Source organism: Actinoallomurus bryophytorum (assembly GCF_006716425.1).
GTDB lineage: Bacteria > Actinomycetota > Actinomycetes > Streptosporangiales > Streptosporangiaceae > Actinoallomurus > Actinoallomurus bryophytorum.
On the sequence record NZ_VFOZ01000002.1, the window covers coordinates 1,122,782 to 1,145,459 of the forward strand.

Sequence of the window (22,678 nt, forward strand, 5' to 3'; positions counted from 1 at the left end):
CGCGCCACGCACGCGACCCCGCGCCGGCAGCCACCCGGCAACGCGCGACCACCACGGCCAAAAGCCGCCGCGGCCGACGCACTCCCACTGCCGGCACGGAGACGACCACGAGACATCAGCCCGCCGAGCCGCGCCGGCGAGGCCGAAAAAGGCCATCACACTCGGCGGCCGAGATGCCGTCAGGTGGGGTCGTCGCCCCTGTCGAGGGCCTTCCACAATGACGCGGGGTCGTCCGTGGACGGCTGTGCGGCGCTGGGGCGCTCGTACCGAGACGACATTCCCGGCCATCGGCGTCCTCGCACGGTCGTGAGGAGGCCCGCCGCCGCCAGGAGTACGCCTCCCGCCAGTGACAGGGTCCACCACGCGTTGACGTGCACGACCAGGTCGCCGCCCAGGCGGGCGAGGTTGGTCTTGTCGCCCGCGATCGAGGCCACGTGGGCGTGGCGTACGGCGCCCGGTGAGGCGATCGCGACGATCACCCCGAAGGCGGCGAGGAGTACGCCCACCGCGACGCGTGCCCAGCCGCGTGTGGCCAGGAGCGCGGCGATGCCGGCCAGGCCGGCCCAGCCCAGGGCGGCGATGACGCCGCTGAGGGATCGGCCGCTGAGATGCTGGTTCAGCGTCTCCACGCCGGTGCCGCGTTCGGTGACCGTCGCCCAGCTGCGCCCGGCGAAACCCACCACGATGGCCGCACCCGCACCGCCCAGCAACGTGGCGGCGGCGAGCTCGCGGCGGCTCGTCACCGCGGGCGCTCGCCGATGGCCGGCTCGAGGACGTCGGTGTCCCAGCACGTACGGTCGCCGGTGTGGCACGCGGCACCGACCTGGTCGACCTTGAGCAGGACGGCGTCGCCGTCGCAGTCGAGTGCGACCTCCTTGATCCACTGCTGGTGGCCGGAGGAGTCGCCCTTCACCCAGTATTCCTGACGGCTGCGCGACCAGTACGTCGCACGGCCGGTGGTCAGCGTGCGGTGCAGGGCCTCATCGTCCATCCAGGCGAGCATGAGCACCTCGCCCGTGTCGTACTGCTGGGCGATGGCGGCGACGAGACCGTCGGAGTTTCGTTTGAGACGATCGGCGATCTTGGGGTCCAAGGACATGACCCCTATTGTGCCGGGTCACCGAGGCGGATCGGCGAAGGGGTACGGGAACGCGCGGACACGGGTTGCCCGGAACCAGAGGCACAAAAAACCGGATTTCCGCCTGAATTCGGGCAGAAAATGAAGAGGCCCGCACCGAGAACGGCACGGACCCCAACGGGTGGATGTCGGCGAACTACAGCGGGCGGACCTGGTCCGCCTGCGGGCCGCGGTCGCCTTGAACGACCTCGAACTCCACACGCTGATTGTCCTCGAGCGAACGGAAGCCGGAACTGGCGATCGCCGAGTAGTGTACGAAGACGTCCGGACCACCGCCATCAATGGCGATGAAGCCGAACCCCTTGTCGGCGTTGAACCACTTCACGGTGCCCTGGGCCATGCCTAACTCCTTGCGGGACAAACAGACCCACACTTCATGGGCCATTTAGTGGTTGCTGCGAAGCGTGCGAGATCCCGAAGAAGCAGAACACGCCCGCTAGTCATCGGTCCGCGGGCGTCTGGCAAACGAACGTGGAACTACGACTACAACCGCTGTGAGCTTACCAACATCGATGGCCTCTCACACGCGCCCCGGCGAAAGATCACTTTTCGGCGTCTCGTCCCCGTCTGGGGTGGTCGTCGTTCACGTCCCCCCGCCAATAACGTCGCAAAGGCTTTACCTGTCCAGATGCGCGCTGACCGTGCCCAGACCGTACTCAGCCCTCGAGCTGGGCGGCCCATGACGCGTACAGCTCGGCATATCGGCCAGGCCGCCCGACCAGCTCCGCGTGCGATCCGCGCTGCACGATCCGGCCCTGGTCGAAGACGATGACCTCTTCGGCGGCCTCCGCGGTGGAGAGCCGGTGGGCGATCGAGACGGCCGTACGGCCGCGGGTGATGCCCTCCAGCGCCCGCTGAAGACGTACCTCGGTGGCCGGGTCGACGGCCGAGGTGGCCTCGTCCAGCACCAGCAGGTCGGGGTCGGCGAGGTACGCGCGTGCCAGCGCGACGAGCTGACGCTCCCCGGCCGACAGGGACTCGCCCCGCTGCCCGACGTGGCTGGCGAGCCCGTCCGGCAGGCTCTCCAGCCAGTCGCCCAGTCCGAGCTCGGTGAGCGCGAGCGTGATCTCCTCGTCGGTGGCGCCCGGCCGCCCGTACCGGATGTTGTCGGCCAGGCTCGCGTCGAACAGGTAACCGTCCTGCGGCACCATCACGATCCGCTCGCGCAGCGAGGAGAACCGGATGCCGGTCAGCGGCACGCCGTCGATGAGCACCCGCCCCGAGGTCGGGTCCATGAGCCGGGTCAGCAGCTTGGCGAAGGTGGTCTTGCCCGACCCGGTCTCGCCCACGATCGCGACCCGCGCGCGCGGCGCGATCGACGCCGAGATGTCATGGAGCACGGTCGGGCCGCCCGGGTAGGCGAAGGACACGTCCTCGAAGCGCACCTCGATCGCGCCTCGTGGCAGCTCGCGGCCCTCCTCGCCCGGATCGGCCACGTCCGGCGTCGTCTCGAGGACGCCGAGGACACGGCGCCAGCCGGCGATGGCGTTCTGGGCGTCGTTGAGCACCTCGGTGGCGATCTGCAGGGGGCTCACGAACAGCGTGACGAGGAACAGGAACGCGACGAGCTCCCCGGCGGTGATGTGGCCCCCGATGCCCAGCGCGGTACCCGCGATGACCACCGCGGCGGTGGCGATCGCGGCGGCCAGCTCGGTCGAGGGGTAGGTCGCCGCGACGAGCTTCTGGGCACGGGCCTGCGCGTCGCGGTAGGCGTCGACGGACTCGTCGATGCGGCGCGCGGTGCGGTCCTCGGCGGCGTACGCGCGGATGACCGACGCGCCGACGACCGACTCGCCCACGGCCGAAAGCATGTCGCCGACCCGTTCGCGCGCGATGCCGTACGCCCTGGACAGCCAGCGCTGGAAGAAGCGCAGCGCGAGTGCCAGGGGCACGAACACCGCCCAGACCAGCAGGGCCAGCGGCCAGGAGTAGATCGCCATCAGCCCGCTGGCCACGATCAGCTGGCCGCCCGCGATCAGGATCATCAGGCCGCCGTACTGCATGAACTGGCTGATCTGGTCGACGTCCGTGGTGACACGCGAGACCAGCCCGCCGCGCCGCTCGGCGCTCTGGGTCAGCATGGAAAGGTCGTGGATGTGCCGGAACGCCCGTACGCGCAGGGCCGCCAGGCCGCTCTCGCTGGTCCGGTAGAGCCGTACGTTCATCCGGTACGCCGCGACGGCGGTGACGATGACGGCGACGGCGCACAGCAGGCAGGCGTTGCGGATGAAGCCGATGTCGGCGCCGCCCGGCGAGTCCAGCCCGCGGTCGAGGGTCTGCTGGACCGCCACCGGCACGACGATGCGGCCGGCGGTGGCGATGAGGGCGAGCAGCAGCGTCACCCCGATCCCCCGGTGGAACTCCGGGGTCAGGCGCAGGCCGGTACGGAGTGTGCCCAGGCCGGAATCCCGGCCGGCGCCGATGCCCTGCCCCGGGCCCGCCGTCGGGTCGGCCTGTTCCGTCGCCTCGTCGGCTCTCGGATCCGTGACGGTCACGCCGGCACCCCTTCGTTCTCGTCGTCCTGGTCGCGTTCGTAGGCGGTGACGAGGTTCCGGTAGCCCTCGGAGACCTCGATCAGGTCCTTGTGCGCGCCCTGGCCGGCGATCCGGCCGCGTTCGATGTAGATGACGTCGTCGGCCAGCTCGATGGTCGCCTTGCGGTACGCCACGACCACCACGGTCGCGGCCGAGTCGCGCAGGCCGCTGAGGATGCGCGCCTCCACCTGCGGGTCGACGCTGGACGTCGCGTCGTCGAGGATGAGCAGGCGCGGCCGGCGTACGAGCGCGCGGGCCAGGGCGAGGCGCTGCCGCTGACCGCCGGACAGTGTGGCGCCCCGCTCCCCCACGCGGGTGCCGAGCCCCTCGGCGAGGGCGGAGACGAAACCGTCGGCCTGGGCGAGCCGCAGCGCCTCCCACACGTCCTCGTCGGGGACGTCGAGGCCGAGCGTCACGTTGCCGCGCACGGTGTCGTCGAACAGGTAGGTCTGCTGGGGGACCACCGCGGTCGTACGGGCGAGCCCGCCGCGCTCGACGTCGCGTACGTCGACACCGTCGAGGACCACGTCGCCGCTCGCCGGGTCGACCAGGCGGACCAGGAGGTTGGTGAGGGAGGACTTGCCGGAGCCGGTGGGGCCGACCAGGGCGATGGTGTGTCCCGGCCGAACGGTGAAGGTGACGTCGTGCAGGACGTCGCCCTCGGTGTAGCCGAACCGGACGCCGCGGACCTCCAGGCGGGCCGGACCCTCGCCGGTGAGGGACTTGTCCCCGTACGGGAGGGAGCCCGTGGCGTCCAGGACACCGCGTACGCGGTCCCAGCCGACCACGCTGCGCGGCACCTCGGCGAGTACCCAGCCGAGTGCCCGGATCGGGAAGGCCAGCAGCGTGAACAGGTACGCGACGTGGACCAGGTCGCCCGCCGACATCGCGCCGGACCGCAGCCGGATCGACCCGACGAGCAGGACGGCGAGCACACCGAGGTTGGGCAGCGCCTCCAGGACCGGGTCGAACAGGCCGCGCACCCTTCCCACCGCGACGTTGGCGTCGCGCAGCTCGTCGGCGACCACGGCGAAGCGCTCGGTCTCCGCCGCCTCGCGGCCGAGCGTCTTGACCACCAGGGCACCGTCGAAGCTCTCGTGCGCGACCTCGCTGACCTCGGCGCGCAGCTGTTGTGCCCGCGCCGCGATCGGCGCCAGCCGCCGCTGGTAGACGACGTTCAGCCCGGCGATCATGGGGAAGACGAGGAAGCCGACGATGGCCACCATCACGTCGGTGAAAACGATCTCGACGGCGGCGATCAGCAGCATCAGGACCACGCCGACGGCCATCGGCATCGGCGCGATCGGCGCCCAGGCGGCCTCCACGTCGGCGTTGGCGTTGGACAGAAGCTGCCCGGTCGGGTGACGGTGGTGCCAGGCGAGCGGCAACTGCAGGTACTGGCGGGTGACGGCACGCCTGTACGTGGCCTGCATGTTGTACTGCATCAACCCGGCGAACAGCCGCCGTCCGGCCACGCCGATGGCCTTGAGCGCGGCCACGCCGACGATCGCCAGCCCACCGGCGGTGAGCACGCCCGCCGTCGTGTGCCCGTCGTGGAAGGCGGGCAGCACGACCTCCTCGGTCACGCGGCCGAGTACCCAGGCGCTGCCCACGGTCATGGCCGCGTAGAGCCCGCTGAAGATGACGGCGAGCGTGAAGAGAAGGGGCTCGGCCCGTACGGCGACGCCCAGCACCCGCATCCCCTTGCGCAGGATGTCGGATGTCACCTTCTGCGGCATCAAATCCCCTCTCGAGGGCGGTTACAGGGCCGATAATCCCTATCACGCGAAAGCGCGCGGTTATTCCGCCACGGGCGAGGCAGGCATACGATCATGACGATGGCTGACCAGAACTGGGCCCAGATCGAGCGCCAGGCGCTGTGCGATCTGCTCATCGAGACCGGACCGGACGCCCCGACCCTCTGCGAGGGCTGGACCACCGGTGATCTCGCCGCGCATCTCCTGATCCGCGAACGCCGTCCGGACGCGGCGGCGGGCGCCATGCTGCCGTTCCTGGAGGGATACTCCGAGCGCGTACGCCGGCAGGCCCTGGAGCGAACGCCGTTCCCCCAACTGGTGGAGCTGATCCGGCAGGGCCCGCCCACTCTGTCGCTGTTCGGGCTGCCCGGTGTGGACGGCCTCGCGAACACGGTGGAGTTCTTCGTCCACCACGAGGACGCCCGTCGCGGACTCCCCGGCCGGGAACCACGCCGCCCGCCCGCGGAGCTGGAGGAGCTCCTGTGGCGGCGGCTGAAGATGGGCCGCTTCGCACTCCGGCGCCTACCGGTGGAGATCACCATGGCCGAGCCCGGCGGCCGTACGCAGCGGCTGACCAAGGGCGGCCCGCAGGTACGGGTCCACGGCCTGCCGAGCGAGCTGACACTGTGGACCATGGGCCGCAAGGAAGCCGCCCGCGTCGAGCTGACCGGCGAGGCCGACGCCGTGAACCTTCTCTCCCAGTCCCGCTGGGCCGTCTAGGCCTGTCTCGGCCCTCGGCCCTCGGCCCTCGGTCTGGGCCGCGCCCTGCCTGGGCCGCGTCGTGGAGCCCGCCCGCCGTGGAGCCCACCCCCCTGGAGCCCACCCCCCTGGAGCCCACCCCCCTGGAGCCCACCCGCCCGGGGGTGCCATCCCACTCTCATTGTCCAGCCAGAACAGCGACAGGCGGAAGTAGAGCGGGGTTCTGTGGATAACCCAGGGCGGCGCCGCCCTGGGTGGCGCCGCCTGGCTGGTGCCGCCCTGGGTGGTTCCATCCAGGCGGTACCACCCAGGCGGCGCCGCACGGCAACAGCATGACTTCGAGACAAACCCTGGGTCCAGGCGCGGACGTGGGCCTTGTCCGGCCGGCACCTCCGCGCCTGGACGTCAGGCCGCGGCGGTTTCGCGGGCCGGTTCGGGGTCCCGGACGCTACGGGCAGGGCGGACCAGGGCCAGGACGATGATCCCGCCCGCGAGGCCGAGGGCCGCCGAGACCGCGTACACCGCGTTCAGACCCGAGGCGACCGCGGAGCCCACGATGGCGACGTGCGGGGCGCGGCCACCGCTTGCCGCACCGGCCATGGCGTGCGCGTCGGGTACGTGACCCGTCAGGACGTGCTCGACGCGGGACCGCAGCACCACCCCCAGCACCGCGATGCCCAGGGCGTACCCGAGCTGCCGGAACGTGTTGAACGCGCCGGCGGCCATGCCGCCGCGCTCATGCGGGGCCACCGCCATCGCGGCCGAGGACAGCGCCGGGATGGCGATGCCCACGCCGAGGCCGCCGACCATCAGTCCCGGCACAAGGGCGGTCCAGGACGAGCTCGCGTCGAGTACGGCCTGCAGGCCCGAGCCGGTGCCGATCAGCAGCAGGCCGATCCCGATGGTCAGCCGCGGCGAGACGCGGTTCAGCAGGCGGGCGCTCGCGGCCGAGGCCACGAACGACGTCACCGCCATCGGCAGCAGCGCCAGGCCGGCCCTCACCGGGCCCAGGCCCAGCTCGGCCTGGAGCCAGACCGAGGTGAACGCCAGGCAGGCGAACGCCGAGGCCATGAGCAGCAGGCCGCCCAGCATGATCGCGGTGAAGGACGGGCTGCGGAACAGCCCGAGGTCCAGCAGCGGATGCCCGATCCGTCGTTCGACCACGACGAAGACGACGAGGGCCACCGCCGCCAGGCCGAACATGCCGACCGGCACCGCCGCGCCGAAGCCGTCGCCGCCGGCCCGGATGAGCCCGTACGTGAGGGCGCCCGCGCAGACGGTGAACGCGCCCATCCCGGCCACGTCCGGCCGGGCGCCCGGCATGCCGGGTGACGCCCCGACGCACGCGAGCGTGAGCGCGATCGTGACGGCGCTCACCGGGAGGTTGACCAGGAAGATAGAGCGCCAGCCCACATGCTCGGTGAGCAGGCCGCCGAGGATGGGACCGGCGGCCGCGGCGACACCGTTGACGGCACCCCACACGGCGAAGGCCACCCCCCGGTCCCTGCCCTGGTACGTGCTGTTGATCAGGGCCAGGGTGGTGGTGAACATGGCCACTCCGCCGATGCCCTGAACGCCACGCGCGGCGATCAGAGTCGCGGCGTTCGGCGCGAGGCCGCAGGCCAGCGAGGCGGCGGCGAACAACACGAGCCCGGCGATGTACACCCTCCTGCGGCCGAGCAGGTCGGCGAGCGACCCGGCGCCGAGCAGCAGCGCGGCGAGCGAGAGCGCGTAGATGTCCAGCACCCACTGCAGCCCGGCGAACGAGGTCCGCAGGCCGCGGGCCATCGCGGGCAGCGCCACCGTCACGATCGTCACGTCCACCAGCAACATGAACGCCCCCAGGCAGACCGCCACGAGGGGCCACCATTTGCGCATCGAGATTCCTCTCCTCAGAACGTGGACTCATCACGATGGACGATGACGGCGATCCGGCCGAGTCACGACGGAAAAGACGGCTCTTTTCGACATGAGATAGCTTGCAGTGGTGGAAACCGTCACACTGGACGAGCTCGACCGGGGCCTGGTGCACGCGCTGCAGGTCGACGGGCGCGCACCGTTCGGAAAGATCGCCGCGGTGCTCGGCGTCTCCGACCAGACCATCGCGCGCCGCTACCGGCGGCTGCGCTCGGCCGAGGCTCTGCGGGTGGTCGGCTCGGTCGACGCCATGCTGCTCGGCTATGCCTCGTGGGCGATCCGGCTGCAGTGCGCGCCGGACGCCGCCGGCCCGATCGCCGCGGCGCTGGCACGGCGGCAGGACACCTTCTGGGTGCACCTGCTGTCGGGTGGCACCGAGGTCGCCTGCGGGACGACGGCGCGCACCCCCGAGGAACGCGACACGCTACTGCTCCAGCGGCTCCCGCGTACCGGCCGGGTGGTGTCCGTGTCCGCCCACTCGCTGCTCCACCTGTACGTGGGCGGCCCGGTGAGCTGGCCCGGCGCCGCCAGCGCGCTCACCGACGATCAGGTCGGACGGCTGCGGCCCGACCCCCCGGCCGTCCACGACGGAGAGCCGGTGGTCCTGGACGACGGTGACCATGCCCTGCTCGCGGCGCTCTCCCTGGACGGGCGCACCGGCCACGCCGAGCTGGCCGGGATCACGGGGTGGTCGGAGTCCACGGTCCGGCGGCGCATGGACCGGCTCGTCGGCTCCGGGGTGCTGTTCTACGACATCGACATCCCGCCCGAATACCTGGGCTACCGGTACGAGGCACGGCTCTGGATGTCCGTGCGGCCCGCCGACCTGGCTTCGGTGGGCGCGGCGCTCGCCCGCCATCCGGAGGTCTCGTTCGCCGCCGCCATGACCGGCCCGGCGAACCTCATGGCCGCCGTGGCCTGCCGCGACGAGCAGGCCCTTTACCGTTACCTGACCGAGCGCATCGGCGCCCTCGACGGGGTCGCGCACCTGGAGACGGCGCCGGTGATCCGCACCGTCAAGCGGGCCGGGACCGTCCTGAAGCCATAATTTACTTGCCCGATTTGTAATCGGGTGCGCATCCTGCAGCCGTGGAAGAAATCGTCCTTGACTCAGCGGAATCGCTGCACGGCCGCCTGCAGCGCGGGCGGGGCTGCGCGGCACGCCGCGCGGCCGCCACTCCAGGCGCGGGCGAACTCATCTACGACTGCGTGTGCCACGATCCCCGGTGGGACACGCTCGAGGACCGCGGCCTGTATTACGCGCGGTTGATATGTGACCTGGAGCTCGGCCTCGGTCCCGTCATCGGCCACCTGTTCGATCCGGCCGACCATGCCGACCTGGAGGAGGACCGTACGAACCTCGCCGTCGATGTGCTCGCGCGCCTGGTGAGACTGGGCCGGCGGGAGGCGGCGACACCGCTGCGGCGGTACGCCCGCGAGGGGTGGAACTGGTACGCCGCGCTCGCCGAACTCGTCGAGCTGGACGACCCGGCGCTCGCCGAGGGACTGGACGAGGTCGCCGCGACCCGCTGCGACGACAACGAGCTGGCCTGGCTGTGCGGCGTGGACGGCGTGGTCACCCGCAACTGGGCCGAGCGGCATCCGCGCATCGCGGCCGCCCGCCGGCCCGAGGTGCGGCCCTACGAGCCACGCCTGGCTCTCCGCGGCCGCAGCGACGACGACCTCGCGGCGCTGGCACGCGAGCATGGGGAGAGCGTGACCGCGGCGATCCTCGAGCTCGGCCGCCGCCGCAGTCCGGTCGTCCTCGACCTGGCCGAGGAGCTGCTGCCCTCCGGCGATCTGGACGGTCCGCTGTGCCGGGCCGTACGCGATCTCGGCGCCGGTGCGCTCCTCCGCGCTCGCGAGTGGACCGCCGGGCAGCGCTCCTACCGTGACGTCGGCATCGACGTGCTCGCCGCGCACGGGACCGAGCGGGACGCGCCGCCCCTTCTGGAGGCGCTCGGCACGGCCCTGGCCGAGGAGGACTGGGACCTGGCGGCGGTCCCCGCCGACGGGCTGGGGCGGCTGCGGTCCCGCCCGGCGATCCCGCTGCTCCTGCACGCCTGGGAGGAGAGCGCGTGCTCCCAGCTGCGCGTCAACCTGCTCGGCGCGCTGACCGCCATCGACCGCCATGTGGCGGAGCCGTACCTCATCGAGGCCCTGTGGGACTGCGAGGACGGTGTACGCCGGATCGCCGCCGGAGCCGTGCCTCTCGAGGGCGAGGCGCGGACCCGGCTGCGGCGGCTACGGCAGGAGGCCGCCGAGGATCCCTGTGTACGGTCGACGGCGGCCGACCGCCTGGTCAGCGGTCCACACTGAGCTCGGACAGGCTCATCGCCAGCTTCTGGCGCACCGAGCCGCCCCGGCCCGCCACCGTCAGCACGGTGTCGCGGATCGCCCGCGCGACCGGGTTACGCACCGTGGCGGCGCGCGTCATCCGGTCGGTCATGGCGAGGACACCGGCCGCGACCGGGCGGCGTACGGCCTCGTAGTCGTCCTCGGTGCCCTCCAGGATGCGGCGGGCGAGCTCGGCGGCGTCCTGGATTCCGGTGTTCATGCCCTGTCCGCCGGCGGGGCTGTGCACGTGCGCGGCGTCACCGGCGAGGAAGATCCGTCCCGCCCGGTAGTGGTCGGCGATCCGGTGGTGCACGTGGAACCGCGAGCTCCACGCGACCTCACGGATCCGCGCCGGGACCGTCTGCGGCCCCCGGGCATCGAGCAGCGCCCGCAGGTCGGAGGCGTCCGGGTGCTCGGGCGCGTCGTCGACCGTCGCGACGATCCGGTAGCGGCCGCCCGGCAGCGGCGCGACGACGACGAGCCCGGCCGCGGCGAAGAACAGCTGGACCTCGTCGCCCGGCAGCGGCCAGTCCATCGCCACGTCGGCGAGGACGAACGACTGCGGGTAGCTGTCGCCGGTGAAGGCCACGCCGGACCGTTCGCGGACCACGCTGTGCATGCCGTCGGTCCCGACGACGTAGCGCGCCCGCACCGTCTCCCCGGTCGCGGTGGTGACGGTCACGCCCGTCGCGTCCTGGCTGACGCCGGCCGCCTCGTACGGCCGGTGCACCTGGCCGCCGAGCTCGCGCAGGCGGGCCAGCAGGACCTCCTCCGTGGTGCTCTGCGGGATCATCAGCGTGTACGGGTGCGCGGTGGGCAGTCCCCCGAACGACACGGTCATCAGCACGCGGTCGCGGTCGCGGACGGTGAAGGTCGGCGTGATCAGGCCGCGCTCAACCAGCTCGCCGCTGACGCCGATCCCCTCGAGGACCTCGAGCGTACGTGCGTGCACGACCGCGGCGCGCGAGGTGCCGTCGCTCCCGGCCGCCTTGTCGAGCAGGACCACGTCGGCGCCCCCGGCGGTGAGGAACGCGGCGAGCGTGAGGCCGGTGGGTCCGGCTCCGACGATCGCGACATCGGTGGTGGCGGGCGGCTTCGTCATCTCGGCCTCCGAGTCAACGGTTGATGGCCAACGTCTGTTGGCACCAACGTACCCCCGCATCACGCGTTTGCCAACACGTGTTGGCCTACACTCTTCGGCATGGCCTTCACCCAGCGCTCGGAGGAGACGCGCAACGCGATCCTGACCGCCGCACGCCGTCGCTTCGCCGATGACGGCTACGAACGCGCCACGATCCGCGCCATCGCCGCCGACGCGGGCATCGACCCGTCGATGGTGATGCGCTACTACGGCTCCAAGGACGGGCTGTTCGCCGCCGCCGTCGACGTGACCCTGCGCCTGCCCGCCCTGGACGACCTGCCGGCCGGGCGGCGCGGCGAGACCCTCGTACGGCACTTCCTGTCGCTGTGGGAGGGCGGGCGTACGAGTGACGTGCTGACCGTCCTGCTCCGGTCCGCGGTCACCAACGAGGCCGCCGCCGACCGCATGCGCTCCGTCTTCGCCACCCAGGTCGGCGCCGTGATCGGCCCTGTGACCGAGGACGGGCCGGCCCGCGCGGCGCTCGTGGCCAGCCAGCTGCTGGGCGTGGCACTGTGCCGGTACGTCGTGCGGCTACCGGAGATCGTCGCCCTCGACACCGACGCTCTCGTCGCCGCCCTCGCCCCGACCGTCCAGCGCTACCTCACCGAGCCGCTCGGCTAGGAGATGGCGGGGCATCGGTCCTCGTAGGGGGTCAGGAACCCAGATCGATGACGACCTTGACCTCTTCCCCGCCCTGTTCGAACGCCTCGTGCGCCCGCTCCAGCGGCAGCCGCCGCGTGACCAGGCCCGCCAGCCACGCGTGGTCGGCCAGGCCGAGCGCGCGTACCGCCAGGTCGTAGTGGCGGCGGTTGGCGTTGACCGTGCCGAAGACGACGTCGTTCTGGAGCACGATCCCGCGGTTCAGCGAGCCGGCGTCCACCTCGATCGGCCGCCCGGTCGGCGACACTCCGGTCAGGCAGACGACGCTCGCCGCCGCGTTGTTCGCCATGGCGTCCAGGACGAGCCGCGCGACACCGGTGGCCTCGATGACGATGTCCGGCTCCGCCTTCGCGGCGACCTCCGGGATCGACCCGGTGTGGTACGTCGCGCCGAGCGCGGCGACCAGCTCGGGCTTGGGGCCGTCCTTCACCTGGTCAAGAACGTGGACGTCGAGGCCGCGCTGCACCCCGAGCATGGCGGCCAGCAGGCCGATCGGGCCCGCGCCGGCGACGAGCACACAGTGCGGCTCGAACCAGGCGCGCTTGCCGATGCGCTCGATGTGCTCCCACGCCTTGGCCACGACCGTCGTGGGCTCCACCAGCATTCCGACGTCTTCCAGGGACGGGTCGAGGCGTACGGCGTAGTCGGCCTCGACCGTCCACAGCTCCGAACCGTAGCCGTGGATCTCCTTGATGCCGTGCTCGGTGTAGCGGCCGTTGCGGCACATGTCGAACTCACCGTGCGCACAGGCGCCGCAGGGTACGGGGTCGGGCCGCCGTACGATGCCGACGACCAGGTCACCGGCGCTGAACCCGCTGCCGGGTGGCGCCTCGCGTACCCGGCCGAGCGACTCATGGCCGAGGATCAGGCGCTCCTCCCCCTGCGGCGCCCAGCCGTACTGTCCCCCGGCGATCTCCCGGTCGGTACCGCACACGCCGAGCGCGATGCCCTCGACCAGCAGCTCACCCTCGCCGGCCACCGGGTCGGCGAACTCCGACACCTCGAGCGAACCCGCCTGACGCGGTACGACGGTTAGAGCGCGCATGATCATCCCCTCCGCCGACATCTTCCCGGACCGCCCGAACCGTAACGTCAAGGGGGTGCCCGCGACGGCATCTTGGGACATTCGTGACGCGAAGACCGGGCGCCCCGCGAGGGCCCGGCCGCCCGCGTCCTAGACTTCCAGGCATGCGGCGGCTGAGCAGCACGGTGGTCGTGGTGGCGGGCGAGCAGGCCGGGAAGGTCGTCGCCGGCCTGGACGGCCTGCGCAACGTACGGGCGATCACCCGCGATGGACGCTCCCCGGCCGAGGTCGACCAGGCCGTCAACCAGGCCGTGGCCACATACGTCGTCCATGACGCGGATCCGCTGGGCGCGGTCGGCGACGCCTGGGCCGGCCTGTTCGACGGCGCGGCGCCGGTCGGTGCGCTGGAGGTCGCGACCGAGACGGCACTTGCCGCGTTGCGCTCGGAGCGTGTGGTCCTGCCCGACTACTACGTCGTCCTCGACCCCGGCGAGATGCCCGTCACCCGGAGGCACTGGTGGCTCGGCGTGCTCGCCGGTGCCGCCCCGGCGCGCGTGGTGCCCGCCGGGGCCTCGGCCTCGGCCGTCACGGAGGTGCTCGGCAGGCTCTCGCCGGGCCGCTGGTGGCCGGCGGACGTGGAGGGCTGGCTCCGCGAACTGCCGAGAGTCGTTCCGGATCAGGCCGGTCTTCCATCGAAGCCCACCGCCTGACCCTCTACCTGAGGGCCTCGACGCGCGGTTCATCGGCGGTGTCCGGCTCGACCGGCTCACCGCTCGGGCGCACGTTCCGTAGCAGCGTGGCCACGACGGCGGCGACGACGATCAGCAGGACCGCGCTGACCGTGGCGGCCACGTGCATGCCGCTCACGAAGGCCACACGTGCGGAGTCGAGGAGCTGGGTGCCCACGCTCGAGGGCAGCCGGCCGGCCACGGTCACCGCACCCGCCAGCGAGTCGCGGGCCGCGCCGGCGGGGACACCGGCCGGCACGCTGACCTTGCCGCGGTAGACCACGGTGCCGAGGCTGCCCAGCGCGGCGATGCCGAGGGCGAAACCGAACTCGCCGCTGGTCTGGTTCATCGCCCCCGCGGAGCCCGCCTTCTCGACCGGTGCGGAGCCGACGACCAGGTCGGTGCCGAGAGTGACCATGGGGCCGGCGCCGAAATTGGTGACGCCGAAGCCGATCACGACGGCCGCCAGGCCCGACACGGGATCCGCCGAGGCGATGAGCAGGAGGCCGCACACGGAGACCACCATGCCGCCGCCGATCAGGTACGCCGGCCGTACCCGGCGAGCGAGGTGCGGCGACGCCAGGAAGCTCACCATCGACCCGCCCACGCCGGGGAGCATGCACAGGCCCGCCTGGAGCGGCGACAGGCCCCGCACCAGCTGGAAGTACTCCGCGATGAACATCATGATCGCGCCCATGAGCATCGTGCCGAACATGATGCTGCCGAGCGCGGCACTGAACGCGCGGTGGGCGAACAGGCGCAGGTCCAGCAGTGGGTCGGCCAGCCGGTGCTGGCGCCGGACGAAGACCCAGCCGAAGGCCGCGCCGGCCACCACAGCCGCGATCGGGATGGGCTGCCAGCCGCTGCGGGCCAGCTCCTTGAGCCCGTACACCAGGGGCAGGATCGCGGCCAGGGACAGTCCCACGCTCGGCAGATCGATGCGGCCGGCCCCGGCGTCGCGGTACTCCGGCAGGAGGAACGGGCCGAGCACGAGCAGCAGCACCATCGCCGGCACACCGAGCAGGAACACCGAGCCCCACCAGAAGTGGTCGAGAAGGACCCCGGCGACCAGCGGGCCGAGGGCGGCACCCGACATGAAGCAGGCCATCCAGACGCTGATCGCCACCGCCCGCTGCCGGGGCACGGTGAACATGTTGCTGATCAGGCCGAGCGTGGAAGGCGCCAGCGTCGCGCCGGCGATGCCCAGCAGCGCGCGGGCGACGATGAGCATTCCGGCGCTGGTGGAGTACGCCGCGAGCACCGACGCGGCGCCGAAACCGGCCGCACCGATCAGCAGCAGCCTGCGGCGCCCGATCCGGTCGCCGAGGCTGCCCATCGTGATCAGGAAGCCGGCTATCAGGAAGCCGTACACATCCATGATCCACAGCTGCGCGGTGCTGCCGGCGCCGAGGTCGGTGCTCAGTCGCGGCAACGCGAGCAGCAGCACGAATACATCGATCGAGACGAGCAGCGTGGGCAGGGCCAGCACGGCCAGTCCCACCCACTCTCGCTTTCCGGCCCCAGTCGTGGCGTTCATAGAGACTCATTTCGCGGTCCGGCGCGCCCGGCGGGCGCGCTCTCACGGGTGAGTCGGAGCGCGTGCGAGGTTCTCGACACGGATCACAGGAGAAATCGGCTGGATCGCGAGCCGCGGCGGCCGGAGACTGTCGCCATGGACCCCACCCAGACCGCCCTGACCGTCGCGATACCCGAGGCCGAGCCGGCGGTGGGCCCGTTACGGGCATCGCCCGACCCCTCGCACGTGACGGTGCTCTATCCGTTCCTGCCGCCCGAACGGATCGATGAGCGGATCCTGTCCGTCATCGGCGACGTGGTCGCGGCCGTCCCCCGGTTCGACGTGGTGTTCCGCCGCGTCGGGTGGTTCGGTGACAGGGTCGTGTGGCTCGCACCTGAGCCCGACGGGCCGTTCCGGCGGCTTACCGCCGCGATGTGCCGGCGCTTTCCGGAAACACCCCCGTACGGTGGCGAGCACACCGGCTCGACGCCGCACCTGACCGTCCGGCACGGCGAGCCGCGGCGGCTGCTGGACAGGGCGGCCGAGGCCGTCTCCACCCGGCTGCCGATCCGGGCCACGGTCGCGTCGGTCCAACTCGTCACCGGCCCACCGGAGCCGGGCCCCTGGCGTACCCTCGCGGAGTTCCTCCTGGGAGAGCCGGTGTGATCAGCGGACCGGGTGGCCGGCCTCGCGCAGGGACTCCTTGACGTCGGAGATCTTGAGTTCGCCGAAGTGGAAGACGCTGGCGGCGAGCACGGCGTCCGCGCCCGCCTCGACCGCCGGGGTGAAGTGCGCGACCGCGCCCGCTCCCCCGCTCGCGATCACCGGCACGCTCACGACCGCGCGCACGGCGCGGAGCATCTCCAGGTCGAAGCCGTTCTTGGTGCCGTCGGCGTCCATCGAGTTGAGCAGGATCTCACCGACGCCGAGTTCCTCACCCCGCCGTGCCCACTCGATCGCGTCCAGCCCGGTCCCCCGGCGGCCACCGTGGGTGGTGACCTCGAAGCCCTCGCCGGAGCGGCGCGCGTCCACGGACAGCACGATGCACTGGGAGCCGAACCGGTGGGCCGCCTCGCGCAGGAACTCCGGCCGGGCGATCGCGGCGGTGTTGACCGACACCTTGTCCGCGCCGGCCCGCAGGAGCCGGTCCACGTCCTCGACCGAGCGGATGCCGCCGCCGACCGTCAGCGGGATGAACACCTGCTCGGCGGTACGGCGGACCACGTCGTAGGTGGTCGCGCGTTCGCCGCTGGAGGCGGTGATGTCGAGGAAGGTCAGCTCGTCGGCGCCCTCGGCGTCGTACCGGCGGGCCAGCTCGACCGGGTCGCCCGCGTCACGGAGGTTTTCGAAGTTGACGCCCTTCACCACCCGCCCGGCGTCCACGTCCAGGCAGGGGATCACGCGTACGGCGACGCTCACGTCGCCACCGCCGCGAGGGCGTCTTCGAGGGTGAACGCGCCCGCGTACAGGGCCTTGCCGACGATGGCGCCCTCCACCCCGTCGGGTGCGAGGCCGGCCAGGGCCCGCAGGTCCTCCAGGGACGACACCCCGCCGGAGGCGACCACGGGCCGGTCCGTACGCCCGCAGACCTCGCGAAGCAGCTCGACGTTGGGGCCGCGCAGCGTGCCGTCCTTGGTCACGTCGGTGACGACGTAGCGGGGGCAGCCGTCGGCCTCCAGCCGGTCGAGCACCTCCCACAGGTCGCCGCCCTCACGGGTCCAGCCACGGGCCGCGAGCGTCGTGCCCCGCACGTCGAGGCCGACCGCGATCCGGTCCCCGTGCTCGGCGATGATCTTGCGGCACCACGCGGGGTTCTCCAGCGCGGCGGTACCGATGTTGACGCGCGCGCAGCCGGTGGCGAGCGCGGCGGCGAGCGACTCGTCGTCGCGGATGCCGCCGGACAGCTCCACCTTCACCTCCAGCTTCCCGGTCACCGCGGCGAGCATGGCGTGGTTGGACCCCCGCCCGAACGCGGCGTCCAGGTCGACCAGGTGGATCCATTCGGCGCCCGCGCTCTGCCAGGCCAGCGCCGCGTCGAGCGGCTCGCCGTACGACGTCTCGGTGCCCGCCTCCCCCTGCACGAGGCGCACGGCCTGCCCGTCGGCGACGTCGACGGCGGGCAACAGGACAAGGGACATATCTACGACCTCCGGTCGAAGGCGAGCGTGATGAAGACCGGGACCAGGAACGCCGACAGCGCGAACACGGCCAGGCGACCCGTCCAGGACGAGAGGGAGATCCAGGCGAACACCTGGACCAGCAGGAACGCCACCACCACGATGGCGTTCTGTTCACGGCGGCGGCGCGCCAGCAGCCCGCCGGGCCGACCGGACCGGCGCGGCGCGAGCCGGGACACCCGGGCGACCCGGGCCCGGCGGCGTGCCGCGCGCGCGTTGCGCCGGGCGCTCTCGGCGGCGGCGCGTTCGCGAGCGGCCTCGCGTTCGGCCCGCAGCCGCTGGCGTTCCTTGCTCATGAGACCGTCGACAGCCAGTTCTTCAGGACCTGTGACCCGGCGTCGCCGGACTTTTCCGGGTGGAACTGCGTGGCGCACAGCGCGCCGTTCTCCACCGCGGCCACGAAACGCTCGCCGTGCTCGGCCCAGGTCACCAGCGGCGCCGTGAACCGGCCCGGCTCCAGCTCCCAGGTGCGCACGCCGTACGAGTGCACGAAGTAGAAGCGCGTCTCGGCGTCCAGGCCGGCGAACAGCGCCGACCCGTCCGGTGCGTCGACGGTGTTCCAGCCCATGTGCGGCAGGATCGGGGCGTTCAGGCGCTCGACCGCGCCGGGCCACTCCCCGCAGCCGTCGGTGGTGATGCCGTGCTCGACGCCCTTCTCGAACAGGATCTGCATGCCGACGCAGATGCCGAGCACCGGGCGCCCGCCCGCGAGCCGGCGGCCGATGAGCTGCTCGCCGCGCACCCCGCGCAGGCCGTTCATGCACGCGGCGAACGCGCCGACCCCCGGCACGACGAGCCCGTCGGCCTCCAGCGCCGTGTCGAAGTCGGCGGTGACCGTCACCTCCGGGCCGAGCCGGGCGATCGCCCGCTCGGCCGAGCGGAGGTTGCCCGACCCGTAGTCCAGGACGACGATCTTCACAGCGCGCCCTTGGTGGAGGGAATGCCCTGGGCGCGCGGGTCGTGCTCGCACGCGTCGCGCAGGGCGCGGGCCAGCGCCTTGAACTGGGCCTCCACGATGTGGTGCGCGTTGCGCCCGTACGGCACGTGGATGTGCAGGCAGATCGCCGCGTTGTAGACGAGCGCCTCGAAGATGTGCCGGGTCATGGTCGTGTCGTAGTCCGGCCCGATCATCGGGGCGATGCCCTCGGGCTCGCTGTGCACCAGGAACGGGCGGCCGGACAGGTCGACGGTGACCTGCGCCAGCGTCTCGTCCAGCGGGACACTCGCGTTGGCGAACCGCCGGATGCCGGACTTGTCGCCGAGCGCCTCGCGGAACGCCTGGCCGAGCGCGATCGCGGTGTCCTCGATCGTGTGGTGGCTGTCGATGTGCAGGTCGCCGGTGGTCTTGGCGGTCAGGTCGAAGGAGCCGTGCTTGCCGAGCTGGGTCAGCATGTGGTCGAAGAAGCCGACGCCGGTGGCCACGTCGACCTGGCCGGTGCCGTCGAGGCCGACCTCGACGAAGACCTGGGTCTCCTTCGTGCCCCGCTCGACCCGCCCCCTGCGCTCAGTCACTGACTCTCCTTCAGGGCGGCGCGGAACGCCGCCATCTCGTCGGGCGTGCCCACGCTCACCCGCAGCCATTCGGGCGGGCCGACCTCGCGGATCAGCACGCCACGATCAAGAATGCCCTGCCAGACCCGGCGCCGATCGGGGAACCGGCCGAACAGCACGAAGTTCGCGTCCGAGTCGGCCACCTCCAGGCCCTCACCGCGCAGCCACCCGACCAGCGCGTCGCGTTCGGCGCGCAGCGTCTCGACCGCGCCGAGCAGCTCCTCCTGGTGGGCGATCGCGGTACGCGCCACCGTCTGGGTGACCGCCGACAGGTGGTACGGCAGGCGGACGAGCAGCAGCGCGTCGATCACGGCCGGGTCTGCGGCCAGGTAGCCGACACGGGTGCCGGCCATCGCGAACGCCTTGCTCATCGTCCGGGTGACGATGAGCCGCGGATTGCCGGGCAGCAGCGACAGCGCGCTCGGCGTGCCCTCGCGGCGGAACTCCGCGTACGCCTCGTCCACCACGACCATGCCCGGCGCGACCCGCAGCACGGCCTCGATGGCCTCCAGCCGCAGCGACGTCCCCGTCGGGTTGTTCGGCGAGGTCAGGAAGACGATGTCCGGCCGGTGCTCCTCGATCGCGGCGACCGCGCGCTCGGCCTCCAGCCCGAAGTCCTCGTCGCGGTGGGCGTTGATCCACCCCGTGCCGCTGACCGCCGTGATGATCGGGTGCATGGAGTACGACGGCTCGAAGCCGATCGCCGTGCGTCCGGGCCCGCCGAACGCCTGCAGGATCTGCTGGATGATCTCGTTGGAGCCGTTCGCCGCCCAGACGTTGCGAGCGGTCACCTCGTGGCCGAGGTAGTCGGCCAGGTCCTTGCGCAGCTCGACCGCGTCACGGTCGGGGTAGCGGTTGAGGCCGCCCGCGATCTCCCCGATGGCCGCCGACAGGGCCGCGACCAGCCGCGGCGACGGCGGGTAGGGGTTCTCGTTGGTGTTGAGGCGTACCGGCACGTCGAGCTGGGGGGCGCCGTACGGCTCACGGCCGCGCAGGTCCTCGCGCAGCGGCAGGTCGCCGAGCGAGATCGCGTTGTCGGTCATTCGGGAATCCCCCAGTCGTACCTCGCCTTGAGCGCGGCGCCGTGCGCGGGCAGGTCCTCGGCCTCGGCGAGCGTGACGACGCGCCGGGTCGCCTCGGCCAGGGCCGCCTCGTCGTAGTCGATGACGTGGATGCCGCGCAGGAAGGTCTGCACGGACAGGCCTCCCGAATGACAGGCGCAGCCGCCCGTGGGCAGCACGTGGTTCGAGCCGGCGAGGTAGTCGCCGAGCGAGACCGGCGAGTGCGGGCCGATGAAGATCGCGCCGGCGTTGCGGACCCGCGCGGCCACGGCGGCGGCGTCGGCGGTCTGGATCTCCAGGTGCTCGGCGGCGTAGGCGTCCACGACCCGCAGGCCGGCGGCGACGTCGTCGACCAGCACGATGCCCGACTGCCGTCCCGCGAGGGCCGCGGTGATCCGCTCGGTGTGCTTGGTCCGCTGGACCTGCGCGGCGAGCTCGCGCTCGACCGCGTCGGCGAGTGCGGTCGAGTCGGTGACCAGCACGGAGGCGGCGAGGGTGTCGTGCTCGGCCTGGCTGATCAGGTCGGCGGCGACGTAGGACGGGTCGGCGGTCGCGTCGGCGAGGACCGCGATCTCGGTCGGGCCGGCCTCGGAGTCGATGCCGATCACGCCCTTGAGCAGGCGTTTCGCCGCCGCGACGTAGATGTTGCCGGGCCCGGTGACCAGGTCGGCCGGGCGGCAGTCCTCGGTGCCGTAGGCGAACATCGCGATCGCCTGCGCGCCGCCGGCCGCGTACACCTCGTCCACGCCGAGCAGCGCGCACGCCGCGAGGATGACCGGGTGCGGCAGGCCGCCGAACTCCCGCTGTGCGGGCGAGGTGACCGCGAGCGAGCGGACGCCGGCCTCCTGCGCGGGCACGACGTTCATCACGACGCTGGAGGGGTAGACGGCCTGACCGCCCGGGACGTAGAGCCCGACCCGCTCCACCGGCACAAAGCGTTCGGTGACGGTGCCGCCCGGCACGACCTGCGTGGTCACGTCGGTACGGCGCTGGTCGCGGTGGACCAGGCGTGCGCGGCGTACGCACTCCTCGAGCGCGTCGCGCACGCCGGGGGCGAGGCCGTCGAGGGCCTGCCGGATCGCCTCGGAGGGCACCCGCGCGGACGCCAGGTCGACGCCGTCGAGGCGCGCCGTGTACTCGCGTACCGCTGCGGCTCCGCGATGTCGCACGTCGTCGCAGATGGGCCGCACCTTCTCCAGGGCGGCTTCGACGTCGAGCTCGGCTCGCGGCAGCACGGAGCGCAGGTCGTCCGGCAGGGACCCGCGCAGGTCGATACGGGAAATCACCTGATCAGTCTACGAAGGACGCTCGGGCGCCCGGACGCCGGTCTCATTTTCTGAGACGCGAAATGACAACTGTGCGAGACAATTCGGACATCCGACACGAGACGAGCAGGTCCGCGTGCCGCGACGGTCCGCCGGAGTCAGGACGGCCCGACGCGCAGAGTGCCCTCGATCACCGTGACGGCACTGCCGATGAGCGTGACACGGTCGCCCCGCGCCTCGACGCGTACCTCTCCCCCGCGCGGCGATGCCTGGTGGGCGCGCATCTGCCTACGGCCGAGGCGCCCGGCCCAGAAGGGCGCCAGCATGCAGTGCGCGGAGCCGGTCACCGGGTCCTCCGGCACGCCGACCGCCGGCGCGAAGAAGCGTGAGACGAAGTCATGGTCCGTGCCGGCGGCCGTGACGCAGACGCCGCGCGCGTCGATGCGGGCCAGCGCCGTCAGGTCCGGTGTCAGCGTCCGGACGGCCTCGGCGTCGTCGATCACCGCGAGGATGTCGTTCTGCGTGTTGCGCCCGGTCCAGGAGGGCGAGACGCCGAGCACCTCGGCGAGGCCCGGGACGTCGGCCTTGTCCGGCGGGCAAGCGGGAAAGTCCATCGCGAGCGTGCCGTCGCCGCCACGGGTGACGGTCAGCACGCCGCTGTGCAGCGTACGGAACCGGATCGGGCGGCCGGGCGGTACGGCGCCGGTCTCGTACAGCACGTGGGCGGAGCCGAGCGTGGCGTGACCGCAGAGGGCCACCTCGACCTTCGGGGTGAACCAGCGGAGCTCGAAGTCCGCGCCGGGGTCGTCGAGCGGGCGCGGGAAGGCGGTCTCGGACAGGTTCATCTCCATCGCGACCCGTTGCATCCAGCCGGCGTCGGCCGGGGTCGCCAGGACGCACACCGCGGCGGGGTTCCCGGCGAAGGGACGGTCGGTGAACGCGTCGACGACGTGGATCCGCATGGCGCCACCCTAGAACGGGCCGGGTGACGGGAGCCTGCCCGATATCGGTCAGGCGCCGCGGGCGAAGGTGTCGATGCTCGCCGGGTCTTCTTCGGGGACCTCGGTCCCGAAGGCGCCCCACCGGCGAGGACGGGCCACGATCCAGCCGAGGATGAACCCCAGGCACAGGCTCGCGGTGATGAGGAAGATGAAGTTGAGCCACATGATGGGC

The 22,678-nt window shown here is 72.3% G+C and carries 24 protein-coding genes; 6 read left to right on the plus strand and 18 right to left on the minus strand.

Annotated features, from left to right (window positions below; all coding sequences use genetic code 11):
- Positions 1-179: 179 nt before the first annotated feature.
- The 5 genes from FB559_RS41160 to FB559_RS41180 form a co-directional block, all read right to left on the minus strand.
- Entirely contained in the window at positions 180-743 is a 564-nt protein-coding gene (locus FB559_RS41160) for a Trp biosynthesis-associated membrane protein (protein ID WP_141963042.1), read from the minus strand.
- Positions 740-1,099 carry a phosphoribosyl-AMP cyclohydrolase gene (hisI, locus tag FB559_RS41165; protein WP_141963044.1) on the minus strand — a complete coding sequence of 120 codons (360 nt, stop codon included), beginning with the start codon at positions 1,097-1,099 and terminating at the stop codon, positions 740-742. The genes FB559_RS41160 and hisI overlap by 4 nt, the downstream gene beginning before the upstream one ends.
- A 175-nt stretch (positions 1,100-1,274) precedes the next feature.
- Complete coding sequence (locus FB559_RS41170; RefSeq protein ID WP_141963046.1) at positions 1,275-1,478, minus strand: cold-shock protein; 204 nt, start codon at positions 1,476-1,478, stop codon at positions 1,275-1,277.
- 316 nt (positions 1,479-1,794) lie between these two features.
- Positions 1,795-3,633, minus strand: a complete 1,839-nt coding sequence (locus FB559_RS41175; protein ID WP_141963048.1) for an ABC transporter ATP-binding protein — start codon at positions 3,631-3,633, stop codon at positions 1,795-1,797.
- Positions 3,630-5,411, minus strand: coding sequence for an ABC transporter ATP-binding protein (locus FB559_RS41180; RefSeq protein ID WP_141963050.1), 1,782 nt, complete (start codon positions 5,409-5,411; stop codon positions 3,630-3,632). Before FB559_RS41180 ends, FB559_RS41175 begins: the two co-directional genes overlap by 4 nt.
- A 99-nt stretch (positions 5,412-5,510) precedes the next feature.
- Here FB559_RS41180 and FB559_RS41185 point away from each other — a divergent pair, with 99 nt between their 5' ends.
- Positions 5,511-6,149, plus strand: a complete 639-nt coding sequence (locus FB559_RS41185; RefSeq protein ID WP_141963052.1) for a TIGR03085 family metal-binding protein — start codon at positions 5,511-5,513, stop codon at positions 6,147-6,149.
- A gap of 384 nt (positions 6,150-6,533) precedes the next feature.
- Here FB559_RS41185 and FB559_RS41190 read toward each other — a convergent pair whose 3' ends face one another.
- Positions 6,534-8,006, minus strand: coding sequence for an MFS transporter (locus FB559_RS41190; RefSeq protein ID WP_141963054.1), 1,473 nt, complete (start codon positions 8,004-8,006; stop codon positions 6,534-6,536).
- Between the two features lie 109 nt (positions 8,007-8,115).
- Between FB559_RS41190 and FB559_RS41195 the strand changes: the two genes are divergently transcribed.
- Positions 8,116-9,093, plus strand: a complete 978-nt coding sequence (locus FB559_RS41195) for an Lrp/AsnC family transcriptional regulator (protein WP_141963056.1) — start codon at positions 8,116-8,118, stop codon at positions 9,091-9,093.
- Between the two features lie 41 nt (positions 9,094-9,134).
- Positions 9,135-10,364: a HEAT repeat domain-containing protein gene (locus tag FB559_RS41200; protein ID WP_141963058.1), complete on the plus strand. Its 1,230-nt coding sequence runs from the start codon at positions 9,135-9,137 to the stop codon at positions 10,362-10,364.
- Here FB559_RS41200 and FB559_RS41205 read toward each other — a convergent pair.
- Positions 10,348-11,484 (minus strand): FAD-dependent monooxygenase, encoded by a 1,137-nt coding sequence (locus tag FB559_RS41205; protein WP_141963060.1) that lies wholly within the window; start codon positions 11,482-11,484, stop codon positions 10,348-10,350. The two genes, FB559_RS41200 and FB559_RS41205, sit on opposite strands and share 17 nt — an antisense overlap.
- A 99-nt stretch (positions 11,485-11,583) precedes the next feature.
- On the opposite strand from FB559_RS41205, the gene FB559_RS41210 reads away from it, so the two are divergent.
- Positions 11,584-12,144: a TetR/AcrR family transcriptional regulator gene (locus tag FB559_RS41210; protein WP_141963062.1), complete on the plus strand. Its 561-nt coding sequence runs from the start codon at positions 11,584-11,586 to the stop codon at positions 12,142-12,144.
- A 31-nt stretch (positions 12,145-12,175) separates the two neighbouring features.
- Here FB559_RS41210 and FB559_RS41215 read toward each other — a convergent pair whose 3' ends face one another.
- Positions 12,176-13,228, minus strand: a complete 1,053-nt coding sequence (locus FB559_RS41215) for a glucose 1-dehydrogenase (protein WP_141963064.1) — start codon at positions 13,226-13,228, stop codon at positions 12,176-12,178.
- A gap of 143 nt (positions 13,229-13,371) precedes the next feature.
- Here FB559_RS41215 and FB559_RS41220 point away from each other — a divergent pair, with 143 nt between their 5' ends.
- On the plus strand, positions 13,372-13,917 hold the full coding sequence (locus FB559_RS41220; protein ID WP_141963066.1) for a hypothetical protein: 546 nt from the start codon (positions 13,372-13,374) through the stop codon (positions 13,915-13,917).
- A 4-nt stretch (positions 13,918-13,921) separates the two neighbouring features.
- Here FB559_RS41220 and FB559_RS41225 read toward each other — a convergent pair whose 3' ends face one another.
- Positions 13,922-15,472: an MFS transporter gene (locus FB559_RS41225; RefSeq protein WP_141963068.1), complete on the minus strand. Its 1,551-nt coding sequence runs from the start codon at positions 15,470-15,472 to the stop codon at positions 13,922-13,924.
- A 135-nt stretch (positions 15,473-15,607) separates the two neighbouring features.
- On the opposite strand from FB559_RS41225, the gene FB559_RS41230 reads away from it, so the two are divergent.
- Positions 15,608-16,117: a 2'-5' RNA ligase family protein gene (locus tag FB559_RS41230; RefSeq protein WP_141963070.1), complete on the plus strand. Its 510-nt coding sequence runs from the start codon at positions 15,608-15,610 to the stop codon at positions 16,115-16,117.
- Here the strand turns inward: FB559_RS41230 and hisF are convergent, their stop codons facing one another.
- From hisF to FB559_RS44410, 9 genes are all read right to left on the minus strand, one after another.
- Complete coding sequence (hisF, locus tag FB559_RS41235; RefSeq protein ID WP_141963072.1) at positions 16,118-16,870, minus strand: imidazole glycerol phosphate synthase subunit HisF; 753 nt, start codon at positions 16,868-16,870, stop codon at positions 16,118-16,120.
- Positions 16,867-17,589, minus strand: a complete 723-nt coding sequence (gene priA / locus FB559_RS41240) for a bifunctional 1-(5-phosphoribosyl)-5-((5-phosphoribosylamino)methylideneamino)imidazole-4-carboxamide isomerase/phosphoribosylanthranilate isomerase PriA (RefSeq protein ID WP_141963074.1) — start codon at positions 17,587-17,589, stop codon at positions 16,867-16,869. The genes hisF and priA overlap by 4 nt, the downstream gene beginning before the upstream one ends.
- Positions 17,590-17,591: 2 nt before the next feature.
- Positions 17,592-17,924, minus strand: coding sequence for a hypothetical protein (locus FB559_RS41245; RefSeq protein WP_141963076.1), 333 nt, complete (start codon positions 17,922-17,924; stop codon positions 17,592-17,594).
- On the minus strand, positions 17,921-18,547 hold the full coding sequence (hisH, locus tag FB559_RS41250) for an imidazole glycerol phosphate synthase subunit HisH (RefSeq protein WP_141963078.1): 627 nt from the start codon (positions 18,545-18,547) through the stop codon (positions 17,921-17,923). The genes FB559_RS41245 and hisH overlap by 4 nt, the downstream gene beginning before the upstream one ends.
- Positions 18,544-19,209 carry an imidazoleglycerol-phosphate dehydratase HisB gene (hisB, locus tag FB559_RS41255; protein WP_141963079.1) on the minus strand — a complete coding sequence of 222 codons (666 nt, stop codon included), beginning with the start codon at positions 19,207-19,209 and terminating at the stop codon, positions 18,544-18,546. Before hisB ends, hisH begins: the two co-directional genes overlap by 4 nt.
- Entirely contained in the window at positions 19,137-20,222 is a 1,086-nt protein-coding gene (locus tag FB559_RS41260) for a histidinol-phosphate transaminase (protein WP_141963082.1), read from the minus strand. The genes hisB and FB559_RS41260 overlap by 73 nt, the downstream gene beginning before the upstream one ends.
- Positions 20,219-21,526 carry a histidinol dehydrogenase gene (gene hisD, locus FB559_RS41265; RefSeq protein WP_141963084.1) on the minus strand — a complete coding sequence of 436 codons (1,308 nt, stop codon included), beginning with the start codon at positions 21,524-21,526 and terminating at the stop codon, positions 20,219-20,221. The genes FB559_RS41260 and hisD overlap by 4 nt, the downstream gene beginning before the upstream one ends.
- Before the next feature lie 137 nt (positions 21,527-21,663).
- Positions 21,664-22,467 (minus strand): PhzF family phenazine biosynthesis protein, encoded by an 804-nt coding sequence (locus FB559_RS41270; protein ID WP_141963086.1) that lies wholly within the window; start codon positions 22,465-22,467, stop codon positions 21,664-21,666.
- A gap of 48 nt (positions 22,468-22,515) precedes the next feature.
- The gene (locus tag FB559_RS44410) at positions 22,516-22,671 is read right to left on the minus strand and encodes a hypothetical protein (protein ID WP_185792720.1); all 156 of its coding nucleotides are present in this window, start codon (positions 22,669-22,671) and stop codon (positions 22,516-22,518) included.
- Positions 22,672-22,678: the final 7 nt, after the last annotated feature.

Coding starts and splice junctions, on each gene's coding strand:
- FB559_RS41180 (WP_141963050.1), bottom strand. CDS start 5,411: ATGCCGCAGAAGGTGACATCCGACATCCTGCGCAAGGGGATGCGGGTG.
- FB559_RS41270 (WP_141963086.1), bottom strand. CDS start 22,467: ATGCGGATCCACGTCGTCGACGCGTTCACCGACCGTCCCTTCGCCGGG.
- FB559_RS41185 (WP_141963052.1), top strand. CDS start 5,511: ATGGCTGACCAGAACTGGGCCCAGATCGAGCGCCAGGCGCTGTGCGAT.
- FB559_RS41205 (WP_141963060.1), bottom strand. CDS start 11,484: ATGACGAAGCCGCCCGCCACCACCGATGTCGCGATCGTCGGAGCCGGA.
- FB559_RS41215 (WP_141963064.1), bottom strand. CDS start 13,228: ATGCGCGCTCTAACCGTCGTACCGCGTCAGGCGGGTTCGCTCGAGGTG.
- FB559_RS41245 (WP_141963076.1), bottom strand. CDS start 17,924: ATGAGCAAGGAACGCCAGCGGCTGCGGGCCGAACGCGAGGCCGCTCGC.
- hisI (WP_141963044.1), bottom strand. CDS start 1,099: ATGTCCTTGGACCCCAAGATCGCCGATCGTCTCAAACGAAACTCCGAC.
- FB559_RS41190 (WP_141963054.1), bottom strand. CDS start 8,006: ATGCGCAAATGGTGGCCCCTCGTGGCGGTCTGCCTGGGGGCGTTCATG.
- FB559_RS41220 (WP_141963066.1), top strand. CDS start 13,372: ATGCGGCGGCTGAGCAGCACGGTGGTCGTGGTGGCGGGCGAGCAGGCC.
- hisB (WP_141963079.1), bottom strand. CDS start 19,209: ATGGCTGCGGGTGAGCGTGGGCACGCCCGACGAGATGGCGGCGTTCCG.
- FB559_RS41230 (WP_141963070.1), top strand. CDS start 15,608: ATGGACCCCACCCAGACCGCCCTGACCGTCGCGATACCCGAGGCCGAG.
- FB559_RS41170 (WP_141963046.1), bottom strand. CDS start 1,478: ATGGCCCAGGGCACCGTGAAGTGGTTCAACGCCGACAAGGGGTTCGGC.
- FB559_RS41210 (WP_141963062.1), top strand. CDS start 11,584: ATGGCCTTCACCCAGCGCTCGGAGGAGACGCGCAACGCGATCCTGACC.
- FB559_RS41260 (WP_141963082.1), bottom strand. CDS start 20,222: ATGACCGACAACGCGATCTCGCTCGGCGACCTGCCGCTGCGCGAGGAC.
- priA (WP_141963074.1), bottom strand. CDS start 17,589: ATGTCCCTTGTCCTGTTGCCCGCCGTCGACGTCGCCGACGGGCAGGCC.
- FB559_RS44410 (WP_185792720.1), bottom strand. CDS start 22,671: ATGTGGCTCAACTTCATCTTCCTCATCACCGCGAGCCTGTGCCTGGGG.
- FB559_RS41225 (WP_141963068.1), bottom strand. CDS start 15,472: ATGAACGCCACGACTGGGGCCGGAAAGCGAGAGTGGGTGGGACTGGCC.